Genomic DNA, 15,862 nt, shown 5'->3' with positions numbered 1-15,862 from the left:
CGGCAGCGTCGACCGCGGGTTCGCCCACAGAAGCAGCTTTCGCCCGGGGAGCGGATGCGCGGCTATGGGGGCGAGCGGGAGCATGCATCAAATGACTATACAGGTGGGGGCGAGCAAGTCCCAGTCATTCAAACAGGAAATCACCAGCGAGAGCCGAGGCGTGCGTGATCAATGCCGCGCGAAGACCTTCTGGCCCGAACTGCCGAACGACACCACCGCATAGGGTTGGCGGGCGGCGCCTGCCACTTCCATGCCCTCCGAGCCGATCGGCATCCCCGCCACCGCAATGCCTCTGACGCCTACGGGACGGGTTGCCAGCAGGCGCTTGATATCGGCGACCGGGACATGGCCCTCGATCAGATAGCCATCAACCATCGCGCTGTGGCAGGATGCCAGCGTGCCCGGCATGCCGGCCCTCCGCTGAAGCGCCCCGCGCGACGCATCGTCGCGCATGACGACCGTGCGGCCCAGCTTCGCGCGAAGCGCCTGGGCCCACTTCTCACAGCATCCACAACCCGGGTCCCGGTGGACGACGACATCATTCGCCGCAAGCGCTGCGCCGGGCAGGGCGAGGAACAGCAAGGCGGCAGAAAGACGGGTCTTCATGAACGGCTCCCGGAAGCATGCGATAGGGTTCCTAATGATCTATACGCATTGATGCCCCCTACCCCTCATCACGCTGAAGATTTCACGATGGCGCGCGGCCTCCAGGCGAGCGGCAAGGACACAAGCAGCGTCAGCGACAGACCACCAATCCCCCACAAGACTAAGTGCTGCGCCCCGGGAGCGACGACGGCGATCGCCAGCGGCGCGAGCGCCTGCCCGATGCTGGCGGCGGAATGCTGGAGACCGAGCTTCAGACTCGAAGGGGCTGCCGCACCGCTGATCCAGAAGCTGGTGACCAATCGAAGGGTTGCCGAGCTCCAGCCGGCAGCAACGATGATCCCACTGAGTTCGGCCATGCTCGCGGCGACAGGGAACAGGAAGAGCGCCGCAGCCAGCAGGCCGAGCGTCAGCCCCGCAAGCCGCCTCGGCATGGTCACCAGCCAATCGAGCCTCGCATGGAAGATCTGTGCTGCCAGCATGCCCAATCCGCAGAGACTGAGCATCCAGGCGATCTCTTCGCGGCTCAGCGAAATGACGCTCCGCGTCACCAGGAGATTGACATGCATCGCCGCCAGCCCGCCGCCCGCGACGATCGTGACGAAAAGCAGGATCAGCGTCGCGCCGAGCGTCGGCGCGGGCAGGTCTCCGCCATCGATGCAAGGTGCACACCAGCGCGGCAGACGCACGGCGCAAAGCGCCGCCCCGACGGCACCGATGCCGAAAGCGAGGATCATGAGGGGAGCGCGGGGCAGGATCGCGGCCGAGACCTCCGCCACCAGCGGACCGGCGAGATCGCCCAGAAACAAGAAGGCGGTCAGCCAGGTGAAGCGCCGCGCCTGGTCCGCGCGCTCGTTTGCGGCAAAGCTCGCGCAGAGCAAGCCCAACGGTATGATGGCGGCCGACGCCATCCCCGCCACCAGGCGCAATGCATAAAGCTCAGGCAGCCCGACGAGGCCGATCGGCGCGGTCACCAGGGCGAGGATGACCAGCGCTGCGCGCAACATCGCCCGATAGTCGACCCGGTCCGCGATCCAGCCCCAGAGCGGCGCCGCCAGCAAGGCTGCCAGGGGATGGACCGCGGTCAGGCTCGCGACATGAAAATCATGAGCGCTTGACGATAGCGCGCCACGAGCCGGGTCGACCAGTGCCGGAAGGAAGGCGAGAATGGCCGTCTGTCCCGCCGACGCCGCAGCCGCCGCGAGCAACAAGACGAAAAAGGAGGCCGGCCAGCGACCGTTGGCTTGCGATCCAGCCTTGTCACGCGGCGCGTTCGCGGTCGACCCCTCGAGTGGCCATCCGCGGATCACCACCAGGCGCGCAAGCCGATCACCAGCCTGTGTTCGGAAGGCCCTTCCCCGCGCAGGCGACGGAAATCGGCCGTGCCGTCAAATGCGCGCTCCCAGACGAAGCCGATATAGGGCGCGAACTTGCGCGACACCTCGTAGCGCAACCGTCCGCTCAGCTCGACATTGCTGAAGCCGCTGCCGAGCTGCCGATCGCTCGACCGCTTCGAATAGATATTGGTCTCCACCTGCGGCGTAAGGATCAACCGATTGGTGAACAGGACCTCATAGGAGGCCTTGGCGCGCGCCGCGAGACGCCCATCGGTTCCTACATAGCCGGTGAGCTGGACGTCGAACCAATAAGGCGCCAGTCCCTCGACGCCGGCGGCCAGCCATGTCGTCGCGCCCTTGCCGAGATCCTGCCTGACCCCGATCAGCGTGCCCCAGAACGGGTTCTTGCTGTGCCACCACAGCGCCTCGACGCTGCTCTCCGGATCGAGACGTTGGTCGCGGGAGTTCTTGAGGCCCTGGCTGCGCAGCCAGAGCTTGTCATTGTCCTGACCCTTGGTGACGAGCACGGTCCAACCCACGCCCTGACCCTCGTTGCCGCTGGCGAATTCGAGCTCATCGACAAGTATCTTGGGGATCGAGAGCTTGTCGGCCATCTCATAGCCCGGCAGCGTCGAGTTGCGATAGCCGTCGGCATAATCGTCCGAGTTGCGCGCGTCCGGCGGGGCCTTGCCACCCTGCATCGAGCCCATCTCCATCGTGGCGCCGTTACCGGACGCCTTCGTGTCGGTCATATCCATGCCCGGCATGTCCATGCCCGCATGGTCCTGAGAGCCTTGCGCGGAAGGGGTGTGCTGAGCGGGAGTGGCCGTTTGGGCAGGGGTGGCGGCGGGCGACGGGGGCGAGGCATCCTGCGCGAGGGCGGGAGCCGTGATCGCCGGCGCCAGGAAGAGGGCAGCGCCAAGAGCGATGCCGCGCGAGGGGAAAATCCGGATCATGCGACCACCACCTCCCGGAACATGCCGGCCGCCATGTGATAGAGCAGATGGCAGTGGAAGGCCCATCGGCCCATGGCGTCGGCGGTGACGCGGAAGCTCACCCGCTGGGCGGGCTGGACCACGACCGTATGCTTGCGGACCTGGAAGGCGCCGTCCGGGCCTTCGACATCGCTCCACATGCCGTGCAGATGCATCGGATGCGCCATCATCGTGTCGTTGACGAAGGTGACGCGCAGCCGCTCGTTTGGCTTGAAATGAAGCGGCCTGGAATCGTTGAGCTTGATGCCGTCGAGCGACCAGATGAACCGTTCCATATTGCCCGTCAGATGCAGCTCAATGTCGCGCTCGGGCTCGCGCGGGTCGGGATCGCCGCCCGGCGTGCGCAGATCGGCCAGCGTCAGCACGCGCCAGCCGCGCCCGCGCAGCCCGGCGCCGGGATCGTCGAGATTGGTGCGCGGATAGTCGACGCGCATGTCGGTATTGGCGCCATATTCGGTGCGGGCGTGCCGTGCCCTGGCCGGCATCTCGGTCATGCCGTGCCCGGCATGCGCGTCGCCTCCCATTGCGCCCATCGTCGCCATCGCGCCCATCATGTCGACCGGCTCGAGCCAGGTCCGGGCATCGAGCGGCGGCACGGCTGCCGCCATGCCCGGGGCCGGTGCGATCGTGCCACGCGCATAGCCGCTCCGATCGATCGCCTGCGCGAAGATGGTGCGGGCGCCGCCCTCGGGCATGGTGAACTCGACGTCGTAGGTCTCGCCCGGGCCGATCCGGAATTCCTCGACCGTGACCGGCTCGACCGGCTGCCCGTCGGTCGATACGACCGTCAGCTCGACCCCGGGGATCCGCACGTCGAAGAACGTCGCCGTCCCCGCGCCGACGAAGCGCAGGCGCACGCGCTCGCCGGGCGCGGCGATACCGGTCCAGTTGCCGGCGGGCGGCGCGCCGTTCATCAGATAGGTGTAGGTCGCGGCAGAGACATCGCTGTAGTCGGTCGGGTTCATCCGCGAGCTGTTCCACATCCGCCGCCGCTCGAGCGCCTTGCCCAAGCCCATGGTGCCGACATCCTTGAGGAAATCGCCGGCGGTCGGCTGCGCAAAATTATAGTAGCTGCTCTGCTTCTTGAGATTGAGGAAGATCTGCAACGGCGGCTCGTCCGACCAGTCGCTGAGCACGATGCAATAGTCGCGATCGGGCGCCCGCGCCGTCGGCACCTGTTTTGGCTCCACGATGATCGCTCCATAGAGTCCCGTCTGCTCGGCGAGCGTGTGAGCGTGATACCAGTAGGTTCCGCTCTGGCGGACCTCGAAGCGATAGGTGAAGGTCTCGCCCGGCGCGATGCCGGCAAAGCTGATGCCGGGCACGCCGTCCATCTCCGCCGGCACGATGATGCCGTGCCAATGGATGCTCGACATCTCCTTGAGGCCGTTGCGTACGCGCAGCGTGACCGTGTCGCCTTCGCGCAGGCGCAGGACCGGCGCGGGCACGCTGCCGTTCACGGCGGTCGCGATACGGCGTTTGCCGGTGAAGTTGACCGGCAGCTCGGCGATCTCGAGGTCGAACTCGGTCCCGCTCAGCTCAGCGGGCAAGGTTGGTGCGGATCGCGCGAGAAGCGCCGGGGCGAAACCGGCGACCGCGCCGCCGATCGCCAGCCCCTGGACGAAACGGCGCCGCGCGATCGGCCGGATATGTAAGGGAGACATGAACTGTACTTTCGCGAAGTCGGCTTCAGGCGAGGTCGAGGACGATCCGGCCCTCGATGTCGCCATGATGCATGCGGGAGAAGACGTCGTTGATGTTCTCGAGCCTGTCCGCATGGACCGTGGCCTTGACCTTGCCCTCGCCGGCGAACGCCAGTGCCTCGAGCAGATCGAGCCGCGTGCCAACGATCGAGCCTCGCACGGTAATGCCGTTCAGCACGGTGTCGAAGATCGACAACGGGAAGTCGCCCGGCGGCAGGCCGTTGAGCGCGACCGTGCCGCCGCGCCGGACCATGCCGAGCGCCTGCTGGAACGCCTTGGGCGAAACGGCGGTCACCAGCGCCCCGTGCGCGCCGCCAATGGCTTTCTTGAGCGCTGCCGAAGGGTCCTCGTTGCGCGCGTTGACCGTCAGTGTGGCGCCAAGGCGTGTAGCGAGGTCGAGCTTGCTATCGTCGATGTCGACCGCGGCCACATTGAGACCCATGGCTCGGGCATATTGCACCGCCATGTGGCCGAGCCCGCCAATGCCGGAGACGACCACCCACTCGCCGGGTCGGGCCTCGGTGGCCTTCAATCCCTTGTAGACGGTGACGCCCGCGCAGAGGATCGGCGCAATGTCGAGGAAGTCGACATTGTCGGGAAGGTGACCAACATAGTTGGGATCGGCGAGGACATATTCGGCAAAGCTGCCATTGACCGAATAGCCGGTGTTCTGCTGTTCGTGGCAAAGCGTCTCCCAGCCACCCAGGCAATGCACGCAGTGCCCGCAGGCGGTGTAGAGCCAGGGCACGCCGACCCGGTCGCCTTCCTTCACATGGGTGACGCCCGCACCGACGGCGGCGACATGCCCGACGCCTTCATGGCCGGGAATGAAGGGCGGGTTGGGCTTGACCGGCCAGTCTCCTTCTGCCGCGTGCAGGTCGGTATGGCACACGCCGGTTGCCGCAATCTTGACCAGGATCTGCCCGGGGCCGACCGTCGGGATCGGCGCCTCCTCGATGACCAGGGGCTTGCCGAATTCGCGGACGACCGCCGCCTTCATGGTTTTCGCCATGTCCGTTTCTCCTTTTGAGCGAGGGGTCAGAACAGGCCGAGCGCGTGCTCGTCATAGGAGACGAGCAGGTTCTTGGTCTGCTGATAATGGTCGAGCATCATCCGGTGATTTTCACGCCCGAAGCCCGACGCCTTGTATCCGCCGAAGGCGGCATGGGCGGGGTACTGATGATAGCAGTTGGTCCAGACCCGCCCGGCCTCGATCGCGCGGCCGAGCCGGTAGGCGGTGTTGCCGCTCCGGGTCCAGACGCCCGCGCCAAGACCGTAGGCGGTGTCGTTGGCAAGTGCGATCGCCTCCTCGACCGTCTTGAACGTGGTGACCGACAGGACGGGACCGAAGATCTCCTCCTGGAAGATGCGCATGTGGTTCTGACCCACGAACACGGTCGGCTGCACGAAATAGCCCTGGTCCAGCGCACCGCCCGGCAGCGCCCTGGCGCCACCGACCAGACACTGCGCGCCCTCGGCCTTGCCGATATCGATATAGCCCAGGATCTTGTGGAGCTGGTCCTCCGACGCCTGCGCGCCGACCTGGACCGAGGGGTCGAGCGGATCGCCCTGGCGGATCGCGGCGACGCGCGCCACGGCGCGCTCGATGAAGCGGTCGAAGATCGACTCATGGATCAGCGCGCGCGACGGGCAGGTGCAGACCTCGCCCTTGTTGAACGCGAACAAAGTAAAGCCTTCGAGCGCCTTGTCGAAGAAGGCATCGTCCTCGTCGAGCACGTCCGCCATGAAGATGTTGGGCGACTTGCCGCCAAGCTCCATCGTCTGGGGGATCAGATGGTCGGCAGCCGCGTGCATGATCTGCTTGCCGGTGACGGTCTCGCCGGTGAACGAGACCTTGGCGATGCGCGGATTGGCGGCGATCGCCTGGCCGACGGTCCGTCCCGGGCCGGTGACGACATTGAGCACGCCGGGCGGCAGGATGTCGGCGGTGAGCTCGGCGAACATCAGCAAGGTGAGCGGCGTCTGGGATGCGGGCTTGATGACGGTGCAGTTGCCCGCCGCCAGCGCCGGGGCGATCTTCCACGCCGCCATCAGCAGCGGGAAGTTCCACGGGATGATCTGGCCGACGACGCCGAGCGGCTCGCGGAAATGATAGGCGATGGTGTCCGCATCGATCGTCGAGATGCCGCCTTCCTCCGCCCGAATGCAGCCGGCGAAGTAGCGGAAATGGTCGATCGCAAGCGGCACGTCGGCAGCGCGGGTCTCGCGGATCGGCTTGCCGTTGTCGATCGTCTCGGCAAGCGCCAGCAGCTCCAGATTATCCTCGAGCCGGTCGGCGATGCGATTGAGAATCCTGGCGCGCTCGGCGGGCGCGATCCTTGCCCATTGATCCCTGGCGGCGTGCGCCGCATCGAGCGCGCGCTCGACATCTTCCGGCGTCGACAGCGCGAACTCGGCGATCTGGGCGCCATTGATCGGGCTCGTGTCCGCGAAATACTCGCCGCCCGCAGGAGCGCTCCAGCGGCCTCCGATGAAATTATCATAGCGGTGTCGGAAGGAGGCCGCCGCATTGATGGTCCCGATCGCCTTCTCGAACATAACCTGACTCCATCTCTATCGATAGCCTGACGGAGTAATCTCTTTGCCCGGGCGGCCTATAAGTAAGTTCCGCAGAAGGTAGTCTGGTGTCGCTGTCGCGGGCTTTGAGGGTCAGACACGCCGACGGAGCCGATTAGTATTCATCGACTCCCGAACCTATTCGCGCACGCCTGATCGGAATTATGCCGAGACAGGCGTTACTCGGCCGCTTCTTCTTTTGGCGAGGGCGGCGCTTGGCATTCCAATTCTGGCGTTACGCCCGGACGCGCTTTAGGCTCACCCAATCGCCTTTCTGAAGCGTCCCGTCCCTCACGCGGAAATGAGCGTAATGGTCGTCGAAAATCTGGTCGACTTCGACATGACCGACAAGGCGGCGGTGGCGCGGCGTTGCGTGATAGACGTCGAGTATCTGCCCGATGTGTGCGCCATCGGCTTTGCCCAGGCAGGCCACTGTGCCGCCCGCATCCATACGGACGATCTTGCCGCGCATGAACAAGCGATGGCCGATACCCTGTGCGAGGAGCGGCGTGCTGCCAAAGAGCAGAAAGCCAACGGCAGCACCGACGCCAAGATGTTTTCGCATCACTGTTTCCTCTGTCACGTCAGACGCTCGGACCCGGCTTTGAAGGCCGGGAGCACGGGGCGACGCTGGGCATCGTCAAAGAACTGGCCCGCCGCGGGGGGGGCGGCGGCGGGCCCTCAGCCCCGGGGGGTTTTATCGGGGCTGGAAACGTCACATGTCGCTCATCGGCTTGTCGGCCATGGGCTTGTCGGCCATGGGCTTGGCGGTCTTCTTCTTCGCGGCCGGCTTGGCCTTCTTCATCGGCATCTTGCAGCAGCCACTCTTCGCCTTACCGGCCATGCCCGAGCCGTTCGATGCAGGCGACCCGCCGGACATGCCGGCCATCCCCGACATGCCCTGTTGATCCTGCTGGGCCGGTTTCCCCTGCTGCTTCTGCGCGCCGGCCTGATGATCCTTCATCATCTGATCGTGCATCTGCTGCCCGCCATGATCCATGCCCTGCTGGTGGGCATGGGCCGGCGCAGTCTGCGCGGGCGCGGGCGTCGACTGGGCGAGAGCGGTGCCGGCGGCGAAGGTTAGCGTCGCGAAGAGGCTGACGGGCGCCGCGAGAAATGTCGTCTGTCGCATTGAGGGTCTCCGAGTGTTCTTCCTGTTGCCCGATCGACGTTCCGATCCCGGCAATTCCGAAGCTTCAATGCTGCTAGCGAGACGCAGTCTGTATACGTAACTTACGAATCCGCTTTTGATCGCGACAAGCATGCGCGGGATCGTGCGGGGTGGACCATGGTCCAAGGTCAAGCCAATTCATGATCCCGCTTGATGGCGGCCGGCAGCGAAGTGCAAAAACCAATTGGCCCGCCGTGGGAGAACGGCGGGCCAAAGCTGCGGTTGAAACAGGCCACGGTCGTTGGCCACCCCGCCTCGTGGTCGGAGCTGGCTTAATTGCAGGGTCAGCAACCGCCCCGCGACCTATGCAACATGCGGGAGGCTCCGTCCTGGGTCCCCATCTCCCGCGTAGCGATCCGATGGTCCTGCATCATCTCACCGGGCATCCGCACTTCGCGGTGTCGCATGCCTTGCATCTGGGCCGTGTCGGACCGAGCCGGCGCCGGCTTCGCCTTGAGCGTCTGTTCAAGGTCGGGCATGCCCGGCGGCATCCCATCGGCGAGAACTGGCCCGGCGCCGACGGCAAGGACGCCAAAGGCTGCGAGCGAAGCGATAATCGCTGCTTTCTTGCGCAAATATGATTCCTTCAAGTCTGAGTTTCAGTTCGACCGGACACATGCCCGGTCGATTCTCGCTCCCCAGGGAGCTTGCCGTTGAGATGGTATCGGCCTGGAGGTGGCAGTATACGTAATTTGCGAAGCTGGCGGTCAGCCTGCAATGTCAGCTTTAGTTCGGCTACTAGCAAAAGCTGGGCGCGGATGACCGAAGACGGCGGCCATCAAAGCCTCCGCCTAGCCCGAGCACTGGAAAGCGACGCCGCCTGCTGCAGTGGCGAACAGCGAAACGTAAATCGCACGCCGCTTTTGCTTCGGCGCGATCGTGGCAAGGCCCACCGCCGAACCAGCCACTCGGACTGGCCCAGGCTAAATTGTCGGAATAGACGCTCGCTCGGATCGGTGCCGCAGTGATTGAACGCTCGCCTGGCTGATTATTGATCAACTGGCGAGGGCCGCAACCAGCTTAGAAGGGCAATTTTGTCTTCCCAGAGGGGGCGGGCACAAAAGCGATCGGTTCGGGTATTACGGATATTGCCCTCCCGCGCGCCCTTTAAGGGAAGAGCGGCGCTTCGCCTCGGTGGATCTCATCGGATCGAGAAAAGCGCGTTTGCGTCAGTTTCACGATTGCTCAGGAGGGGCTTCGAAATGACTTTTCTGAGCCGGCGAACTGTCTTGGCGGGCGGAGGCCTCCTGCTGGGGGCGGCATGCACGCGCAGATTTGCGACGCCGGACCAAGCAGGCACGCTGCCCATTCCTCGCCTGTTAGATGCACGCGACCATGGGCAGAGAATTGGACTGAGGGCGCAGGAAGGGGAAACCACTTTCTTCCCAGGGCGGCGGAGCGCCACCATGGGATACAACGGAAGCTATCTCGGCCCGACTCTGCGGGTACATCGCGGGGACGACGTGACGGTGACTGTCAGCAACAATCTGTCTGCTGATACCACGGTTCACTGGCACGGGCTGCTCGTACCGGGAGAGCTGGACGGCAGCCCCCACCAGACCATTAGTCCAGGCGAGACTTGGCGTCCGACGCTGCCGATCCGTCAGCCGGCGGCCACTCTCTTTTATCATTCGCATGCACATGGCCGAACGGCGGAGCAGGTCTATGCAGGCCTAGCGGGATTGCTCTTCGTCACCGACGAGGAAGAGCAAGGTCTCGGTTTGCCTTCGGATTACGGCGTCGACGATCTACCAATCTTGATCCAGGATCGGCAGTTCGTGGATGGCCGTCTGGTGTTACCGGCGGGCATGATGGTGGCGCTGGACGGGAGGCGGGGCAACGTTATTCTCGTAAACGGCGCGTACAACCCGCGAGCAGACGTTCCCAGAAGCTTAGTGCGGCTGCGGCTCGTAAATGGTTCGAATGCCCGGACTTACGATCTTTCGTTCAGCGACGGACGAGCCTTTTATTGGATCGGCACCGAGGGCGGCCTTTTGGAAAAGTCCGTTGAATTGCAGTCCCTCACTCTGGCCTCCGGTCAGCGGGCTGAGATCTTGGTGGACTTCAGCGATGGCAAACCGGTCTCGTTGGTATCGGCTCCGGACCAAAGCACCCTCAGGATGCATGGCATGGGCATGATGCATCGGCACGAGGCTAGCGAAAACAACGCAGGGGATGAAACTGTCCTCACATTTTCACCGCGCTTGGCATCGAGTAAGCGAGGTAGCACCACGCTTCCGCTCCTCCTGGCGTCCCGCGCGGTGCCAGATCCGGCGACGGTCGTCGCACGGCGACGTCTGGTGCTCAACATGAGGCTGGGAGGTATGATGGATAGCGACGAAGAGCCGCTAACGATCAACCACAGGCGATTCGATATTGATCGCATCGATGAGGAAGTCGAGCTTGGCGCCGTCGAGATATGGAAAGTCTCCGGGCAGAAAATGGCCCATCCCTTCCACATTCATGGAGTGCACTTCGACGTGCTACGTCGCGATGGCGAGGAACCAGATCTTCTTGATCAGGGGCCACGTGACACCATCGTCGTGGACGAACCGGTCGAGTTATTAATCCGCTTCGACCAGCCTGCTTCAAAAGCGCCCTTCCTGTTCCATTGCCATATCCTGGAGCACGAGGACGAAGGCATGATGGGTCAGTTTTCCGTGACGTAGTGGGAACAACTCAAGAAGCGAAATCCTGCATATGCCAATAAGGGGGCAATGCTCGACGTGTGACTTCGAACTCCGCTCTCGTTTTTGTTCCCTTTTCGGGCTTGGGCCAGAACGTTTCGCACATCTCGATCGAAGGCATTCGATCATCCCGGACACTTGTGCATCACATGACGAACCCTGCGGTTCGTCACGGCCACCAGGCGCCGCGGGCCGCGCTCTATAATGACCATACGCTTGTCGGGCCGTCCCGCGGCCGCTGTCAGTACTCGCGGCAATGAGTAATAGATGGTATCGCCGCGTTCATACCACTTTCCTCCGCCAAGCGGCGTCTGGTCAGGCAATCGGATTTCGCTGTAAGATCCGTTGCGATTAAGAACCCAGGCCATCCCCGACTTACAGCCGGATCGGCCATCAAATGACCAGACACCCGCGAGCTTGGTGGTCGAGGTATCTTCCCCTGCGGGAACGACCCTGGCCGGCGAAGGTAGCGTTGGCACAGTGAGCGCGGCGAAAATCGCCCAGATGGAACACGACCACCGTGTGAAAGTGAGCAGCCGGCATCGATATAACCCGTTAAGCGCGATCGTCATACTGTTCCCTTCCGATCCACACTCACTCCGCTGCGAGCTTCGTTGGTTGCCCTGGGCAGACTATGCCGACCATCTGCCGGTGGTAATGCGTATTTGTCGCTAGACAGAAGAGACGCCTGCGATGGCATCTGATCGCAGATCGCCCAGGACAAGGCAGCCGGCGCAGAACTTGGGATGACGGTGATCGTCTCATGCGCAGTGCAAGCGAGCAACCACATGAGCGGTAACGGGGGTGACGAGTTCGCTTCCGGACGAGGAAAAGGTGACCAGGTGACCTTCATTCTATCCCGACATGTTGGTTTGGACGCTCAAGCCGGGTGCCGAGGCGGAGGCATATAGGCCCGCCCGATGTACTAATCGCAAGCGACCGGTTTTCGGTTCTGATGCTCTTGCGCCCCAGTCAACCGACCGATCGCCATTCGTATATATCACAATTTCGCGGGTCGTTCGCCCCAGATAGGGTCAGAGCAGGTTCGAGTCGTGGAGGGGACGCCAGGCCGAAATGCCGGTTGTTCCCGCTGTCCTAGCCGCCACGAATTCGATGGAGATCCAAGGCAAGAGGAGCATTTGATGTCAGCCGCTTCAGCATTTCCAGCTCTGGCGCAGGCGTCCCCCCGACTGTCAACGGCGGTCGGATTTTAGGCCAGCATGGCGGAGTAAAAGCAGGCCAGTGAATGTGGCGCGGATGATATGCAAAGGGCCCCGATCGGGGCCCTTTGCATATTGGCCGTTTTCGGCATTTCAGTCGGGCGTGGTGGCCTGGTTTTGGTCCGCCCCGGCGGTGCGGCGGCGGCGGGCAGACTGCTTGAGCCGGTAGCTGTCGCCATTCATGGCCAGGATGCTGACGTGGTGGGTAAGGCGATCAAGGAGCGCGCCAGTCAGCCGCTCAGAGCCCAGGACCTGGGTCCAGTCCTCGAAGGGTAGATTTGAGGTCACGATCGTGGAGCCGCGCTCGTAGCGCTGGGAGAAGGTTTCGAACAGCAGTTCGGCCCCCGTCGGCGAGAGCGGGACATAGCCCAGTTCATCGACAATCAGCAGTTTTACGGCGGCAAGTTCGCGCTGCATCCTCAGGAGCCGCTTTTCATCGCGGGCCTCCATCAACTGGTTCACCAGGGCGGCAGCGGTGGTGAACAGGACGCTGAAGCCCTTCTGGCAGGCGGCCAAGCCCAGGGCGAGCGCTACATGGGTTTTGCCTGTCCCGCTGTTGCCCAGCGCGATGATGTTTTCCCGCCGCAGGATATACTCGCAACGCGCCAGTTCGAGCACGAGCATCTTGTTGAGGCTGGGGATGGCCGTGAAGTCGAAGGTGTCCAGGCTCTTGACCGCCGGGAACCGGGCGGCGCGGATACGGCGCTCCACCGTGCGCCGCTCCCGGTCGATGAGTTCCAGCTCGATAAGGCGCAGAAGATAGCGGGTATGATCCACGCCATCGCGCGCACATTCCCGGGCCAGCTTCTCATACTCGCGCAGCACGGTGGGCAATTTGAGCTGCTTGAGATGATGCGCCAGCAGCACCTGCGGCGTGCCCGCCGTCGTGCCGATGGGCATCTTGTCATCCCCCGCCCGGCTCATGCAGCGATCCCCGGCAGCAGGCTGGCATAGTCGGCAGCGCGTGTGGTCTTGACCTCCATCCTGGGCAGGTGCGGATACGCTTCCAGGTCGAGCCGGGCGGGTCTACGCTCGATCCGCGCCAGTGCGATCTGCTTGACCGCATCGAAGCCGATAGCCCCGATGTGGATGGCCTCTTTCACCGCGAAGGTCACCACCTCCATCGGCATTGCCTCAAGCAGGCGCAGGACCTGAATGAACTCGCGCTTCCCCTTGTTGCCCATCCGCACCTCAAGGAGATGCCGCAGGTGCTGGAAGTCCTCCGGCAGGGTCCAGTCCTGAAGCGCGGCGGCCTGATCGAGCGCGCCTGGCTTGGTCTCGATCAGCGCTAGATAATGCAGCGGGTTTGCCACAAACATGGCCTCGCCATAACAGCGCGGATGACGGGCAATCTCCTCGCCCCCGCACAGGATGGCAACCCGGTCGACGAAGCCCTTCACTACAACGTCCTGGAAGCCATAGCAGGTCGGCACCGAGTAATCGTTGGTGCGGTAGCGCACGAGCGCGGTCGAGGAGACGCGTGCCCCCTTGGTCTCGCATGGTTCGAACGTGCCGGCGGGCAGCGGGCGCAAAGCCGCCAGATCTGCCGCCAGGCGCTCCCCGATCGTCTCGGTGTGGCGCCCGGCTCGCTCTTCCTGCCGGGCCCGGCACCGCCGTTCCAGCTCTGCGTTGAAGTCGTCATAGGTCGCCGCGCGCGGGATCGGCACCATGAAGTGCGAGCGCGCATACTTCACCAGCCCTTCGACCTTCCCCTTGTCGTTGCCCTTGCCTGGGCGGCCAAAGCGATCGGCAAACAGGTGGTGGCTGACCAGCCCCGTGAAGGCCTGGGTCCGCTCACGCTTGCCATCCCCGCAGATTTTGGCGACCGCGATCTTGGTATTGTCGTACAGGATCGAGAGCGGCACCCCGCCAAAGAAGGCGAACGCGCAAACATGTCCGTCCAGAAAGGCTTCCGTCGTCTCGGCAGGATAGGCCTTCACAAAACAGGCATCCGACTGCGGAAGGTCCATGCAGAAGAAATGCACCTTCTGCCGCACTCCACCGATCACGCCCACCGCTTCGCCAAAGTCCACCTGAGCGTGCCCTGGCGGATGCGCCAGCGGCACGAAGGTCTCGCGGCTGCGCACACGGCTCTGCCGCACGTAATCCTTCACCACCGTATAGCCACCGCCGTAGCCATGTTCATCGCGCAACCGCTCAAAAATCCGCTTGGCCGTATGCCGCTGCTTGACCGGCGCGACGTAATCCTCAGCCAGTATCCGGTCGATCACCGGCAGCAACAATCCTAGCTTCGGCTTGGCGACAGGCTTGGAGCGCGTGTAGCCAGGCGGCAGCGAGAAACGGCACATCTTCGCGATCGTCTCTCGGCTCAGGCCGAAAACCTTCGCTGCCTCCCGCTGGCTGTTCCCTTCAACAAACACAAAGCGGCGTACCGCTGCATAGCTCTCCACGGCAAACATCCCCGGCCGCTCCAAAAAGAGCAACCTTACCAATGGCTGGTTTTTACTCCGCCGCGCTCAGCAATTTGCCGGCGCTCCATTGGCCTGGTTTGTCACCGCCCTGCACACTGGCTGGACGGCGCTTGGCGGAAATGGTGCAACCGAACTAGCATTGATCTCGCAAAGCGCATAGGAGCCATCGCTGATGGCTTCACCAGGGCGAAATAGGAAGTCGGCGTCCCAAAGAAGCGGAAGATCGTGGTCGGCGATCGACAGCAACCTTTGCATCTCTGGAATCCAGCGATCCTCCATCGCTTTCCGTAAGGCTGCGAAGCGCGTCACCTCCGGTCCGAACATGGCGCGGCCCATCGGCTGTGGGGTTGACGACGTTGTATCAATGGCCGTTGGCGTCATCAGCGCAGTGATCAGGTTGTGCCCAAAGCCAACCACTCGGTGCCCGCACACGTAGCAGCGGACCATGCCCTCGGACGACTGCGGCTGATAAGCCTGATCGATCAGCACGCCGCCGTCGTTTAGAAACGGCACCCACCTTTCCAAGCACTCGGCTAGGCTGATGCGCTCCGATTTGCTTCCTTGGCGGGCCTCTTGAACTTTCACCGACGTTTTCAAAGCCGGAGCGTTTCCCGCTTCGTCTAGTTGGACACGCCATACATTCCTGCCGCCGTTGCCGTAGTTCGGCTTCAGCACGCGCGGGCCTGCGGCAAGATGTTCGGGGAAACGAGCGCGAAGGCCTTCAGCGTCCACGTATCGATCGACATCGCTGCCCCATTCCATGGATCGCGTTGTGTAGAGCACTTCCTTGACGCCGATTTTGGCGATCACGTCAGGATGCGCGCTGACGACAACGCCGCACCCCGCGACTTCGCGCAGCATTGGATCGAGCTGCGAGCGGTCGCCTGAAATGTCCAACGGATTCACCCAGACCAGCACTGCGTCGCACGACAGCAGCTCGTCCCGAATCTCGCGAACCGCCTCGTCCCTGTACAGTACAGGCCACTGCCGGGCTTCATGAAAGCGATGCGTCCACTCGGCTGCTTGCCCACGCCAAAGAAGAGCGATGTTCGGGCCGGATGTCATTGTTGCATCTCCCCATCGGACCTGTCCCCTTTGTGGTCGCGAACTCAGGTGTCGCGCAGCAGTGGGTGTTAA

The 15,862-nt window shown here is 63.5% G+C and carries 13 protein-coding genes; 2 read left to right on the top strand and 11 right to left on the bottom strand.

Features of this window, described 5'->3' with window-relative positions:
- Positions 1-168 precede the first annotated feature (168 nt).
- The 8 genes from OVY48_RS02240 to OVY48_RS02205 all read right to left on the bottom strand — a co-directional run bounded on the left by OVY48_RS02240 (position 169) and on the right by OVY48_RS02205 (position 8,347).
- A complete protein-coding gene (locus OVY48_RS02240) occupies positions 169-606 on the bottom strand; it encodes a DUF411 domain-containing protein (protein WP_004213035.1) in 438 nt (145 codons plus the stop codon).
- A 68-nt stretch (positions 607-674) separates the two neighbouring features.
- Positions 675-1,916 (bottom strand): MFS transporter, encoded by a 1,242-nt coding sequence (locus OVY48_RS02235; protein WP_037479750.1) that lies wholly within the window; start codon positions 1,914-1,916, stop codon positions 675-677.
- Positions 1,910-2,896 carry a copper resistance protein B gene (locus tag OVY48_RS02230; protein WP_193378910.1) on the bottom strand — a complete coding sequence of 329 codons (987 nt, stop codon included), beginning with the start codon at positions 2,894-2,896 and terminating at the stop codon, positions 1,910-1,912. The genes OVY48_RS02235 and OVY48_RS02230 overlap by 7 nt, the downstream gene beginning before the upstream one ends.
- On the bottom strand, positions 2,893-4,599 hold the full coding sequence (locus tag OVY48_RS02225) for a copper resistance system multicopper oxidase (RefSeq protein ID WP_015449263.1): 1,707 nt from the start codon (positions 4,597-4,599) through the stop codon (positions 2,893-2,895). The genes OVY48_RS02230 and OVY48_RS02225 overlap by 4 nt, the downstream gene beginning before the upstream one ends.
- Before the next feature lie 25 nt (positions 4,600-4,624).
- Positions 4,625-5,650 (bottom strand): alcohol dehydrogenase AdhP, encoded by a 1,026-nt coding sequence (adhP, locus tag OVY48_RS02220; protein WP_037479749.1) that lies wholly within the window; start codon positions 5,648-5,650, stop codon positions 4,625-4,627.
- Positions 5,651-5,676: 26 nt separating this feature from the next.
- A complete protein-coding gene (locus OVY48_RS02215; protein WP_313921747.1) occupies positions 5,677-7,197 on the bottom strand; it encodes an aldehyde dehydrogenase family protein in 1,521 nt (506 codons plus the stop codon).
- A gap of 253 nt (positions 7,198-7,450) precedes the next feature.
- Positions 7,451-7,780: a hypothetical protein gene (locus tag OVY48_RS02210; RefSeq protein ID WP_043150735.1), complete on the bottom strand. Its 330-nt coding sequence runs from the start codon at positions 7,778-7,780 to the stop codon at positions 7,451-7,453.
- A gap of 150 nt (positions 7,781-7,930) precedes the next feature.
- Positions 7,931-8,347, bottom strand: coding sequence for a hypothetical protein (locus tag OVY48_RS02205; protein WP_313921746.1), 417 nt, complete (start codon positions 8,345-8,347; stop codon positions 7,931-7,933).
- Positions 8,348-8,745: 398 nt separating this feature from the next.
- Here OVY48_RS02205 and OVY48_RS02200 point away from each other — a divergent pair, with 398 nt between their 5' ends.
- Both OVY48_RS02200 and OVY48_RS02195 read left to right on the top strand, forming a co-directional pair.
- Positions 8,746-8,967 (top strand): hypothetical protein, encoded by a 222-nt coding sequence (locus OVY48_RS02200; RefSeq protein WP_037479748.1) that lies wholly within the window; start codon positions 8,746-8,748, stop codon positions 8,965-8,967.
- A gap of 621 nt (positions 8,968-9,588) precedes the next feature.
- Positions 9,589-11,055 (top strand): multicopper oxidase family protein, encoded by a 1,467-nt coding sequence (locus OVY48_RS02195; RefSeq protein ID WP_009823982.1) that lies wholly within the window; start codon positions 9,589-9,591, stop codon positions 11,053-11,055.
- A 1,331-nt stretch (positions 11,056-12,386) separates the two neighbouring features.
- Here the strand turns inward: OVY48_RS02195 and istB are convergent.
- Genes istB through OVY48_RS02180 form a run of 3 tightly spaced genes read right to left on the bottom strand, consistent with a single transcriptional unit; the run spans position 12,387 to position 15,790 of the window.
- Positions 12,387-13,217, bottom strand: coding sequence for an IS21-like element helper ATPase IstB (gene istB, locus OVY48_RS02190; protein ID WP_125946501.1), 831 nt, complete (start codon positions 13,215-13,217; stop codon positions 12,387-12,389).
- On the bottom strand, positions 13,214-14,713 hold the full coding sequence (gene istA / locus OVY48_RS02185; protein WP_313921745.1) for an IS21 family transposase: 1,500 nt from the start codon (positions 14,711-14,713) through the stop codon (positions 13,214-13,216). The genes istB and istA overlap by 4 nt, the downstream gene beginning before the upstream one ends.
- Positions 14,714-14,770: 57 nt before the next feature.
- Positions 14,771-15,790, bottom strand: a complete 1,020-nt coding sequence (locus OVY48_RS02180) for a Cj0069 family protein (protein ID WP_162182219.1) — start codon at positions 15,788-15,790, stop codon at positions 14,771-14,773.
- Positions 15,791-15,862 lie beyond the last annotated feature (72 nt).

The organism is Sphingobium sp. SA2 (assembly GCF_032227065.1).
Classification (GTDB): Bacteria; Pseudomonadota; Alphaproteobacteria; order Sphingomonadales; family Sphingomonadaceae; genus Sphingobium.
Note: the sequence above shows the minus strand (reverse complement) of the source record. Positions and strands in the feature narration are given on the sequence as shown.

Excerpts from the sequence above, each read along its gene's own strand:
- OVY48_RS02240 (WP_004213035.1), bottom strand. The coding sequence starts at position 606 with ATGAAGACCCGTCTTTCTGCCGCCTTGCTGTTCCTCGCCCTGCCCGGC.
- OVY48_RS02230 (WP_193378910.1), bottom strand. The coding sequence starts at position 2,896 with ATGATCCGGATTTTCCCCTCGCGCGGCATCGCTCTTGGCGCTGCCCTC.
- OVY48_RS02225 (WP_015449263.1), bottom strand. The coding sequence starts at position 4,599 with ATGTCTCCCTTACATATCCGGCCGATCGCGCGGCGCCGTTTCGTCCAG.
- adhP (WP_037479749.1), bottom strand. The coding sequence starts at position 5,650 with ATGGCGAAAACCATGAAGGCGGCGGTCGTCCGCGAATTCGGCAAGCCC.
- OVY48_RS02215 (WP_313921747.1), bottom strand. The coding sequence starts at position 7,197 with ATGTTCGAGAAGGCGATCGGGACCATCAATGCGGCGGCCTCCTTCCGA.
- OVY48_RS02210 (WP_043150735.1), bottom strand. The coding sequence starts at position 7,780 with ATGCGAAAACATCTTGGCGTCGGTGCTGCCGTTGGCTTTCTGCTCTTT.
- OVY48_RS02205 (WP_313921746.1), bottom strand. The coding sequence starts at position 8,347 with ATGCGACAGACGACATTTCTCGCGGCGCCCGTCAGCCTCTTCGCGACG.
- OVY48_RS02200 (WP_037479748.1), top strand. The coding sequence starts at position 8,746 with ATGGTCCTGCATCATCTCACCGGGCATCCGCACTTCGCGGTGTCGCAT.
- OVY48_RS02195 (WP_009823982.1), top strand. The coding sequence starts at position 9,589 with ATGACTTTTCTGAGCCGGCGAACTGTCTTGGCGGGCGGAGGCCTCCTG.
- istB (WP_125946501.1), bottom strand. The coding sequence starts at position 13,217 with ATGAGCCGGGCGGGGGATGACAAGATGCCCATCGGCACGACGGCGGGC.
- istA (WP_313921745.1), bottom strand. The coding sequence starts at position 14,713 with ATGTTTGCCGTGGAGAGCTATGCAGCGGTACGCCGCTTTGTGTTTGTT.
- OVY48_RS02180 (WP_162182219.1), bottom strand. The coding sequence starts at position 15,790 with ATGACATCCGGCCCGAACATCGCTCTTCTTTGGCGTGGGCAAGCAGCC.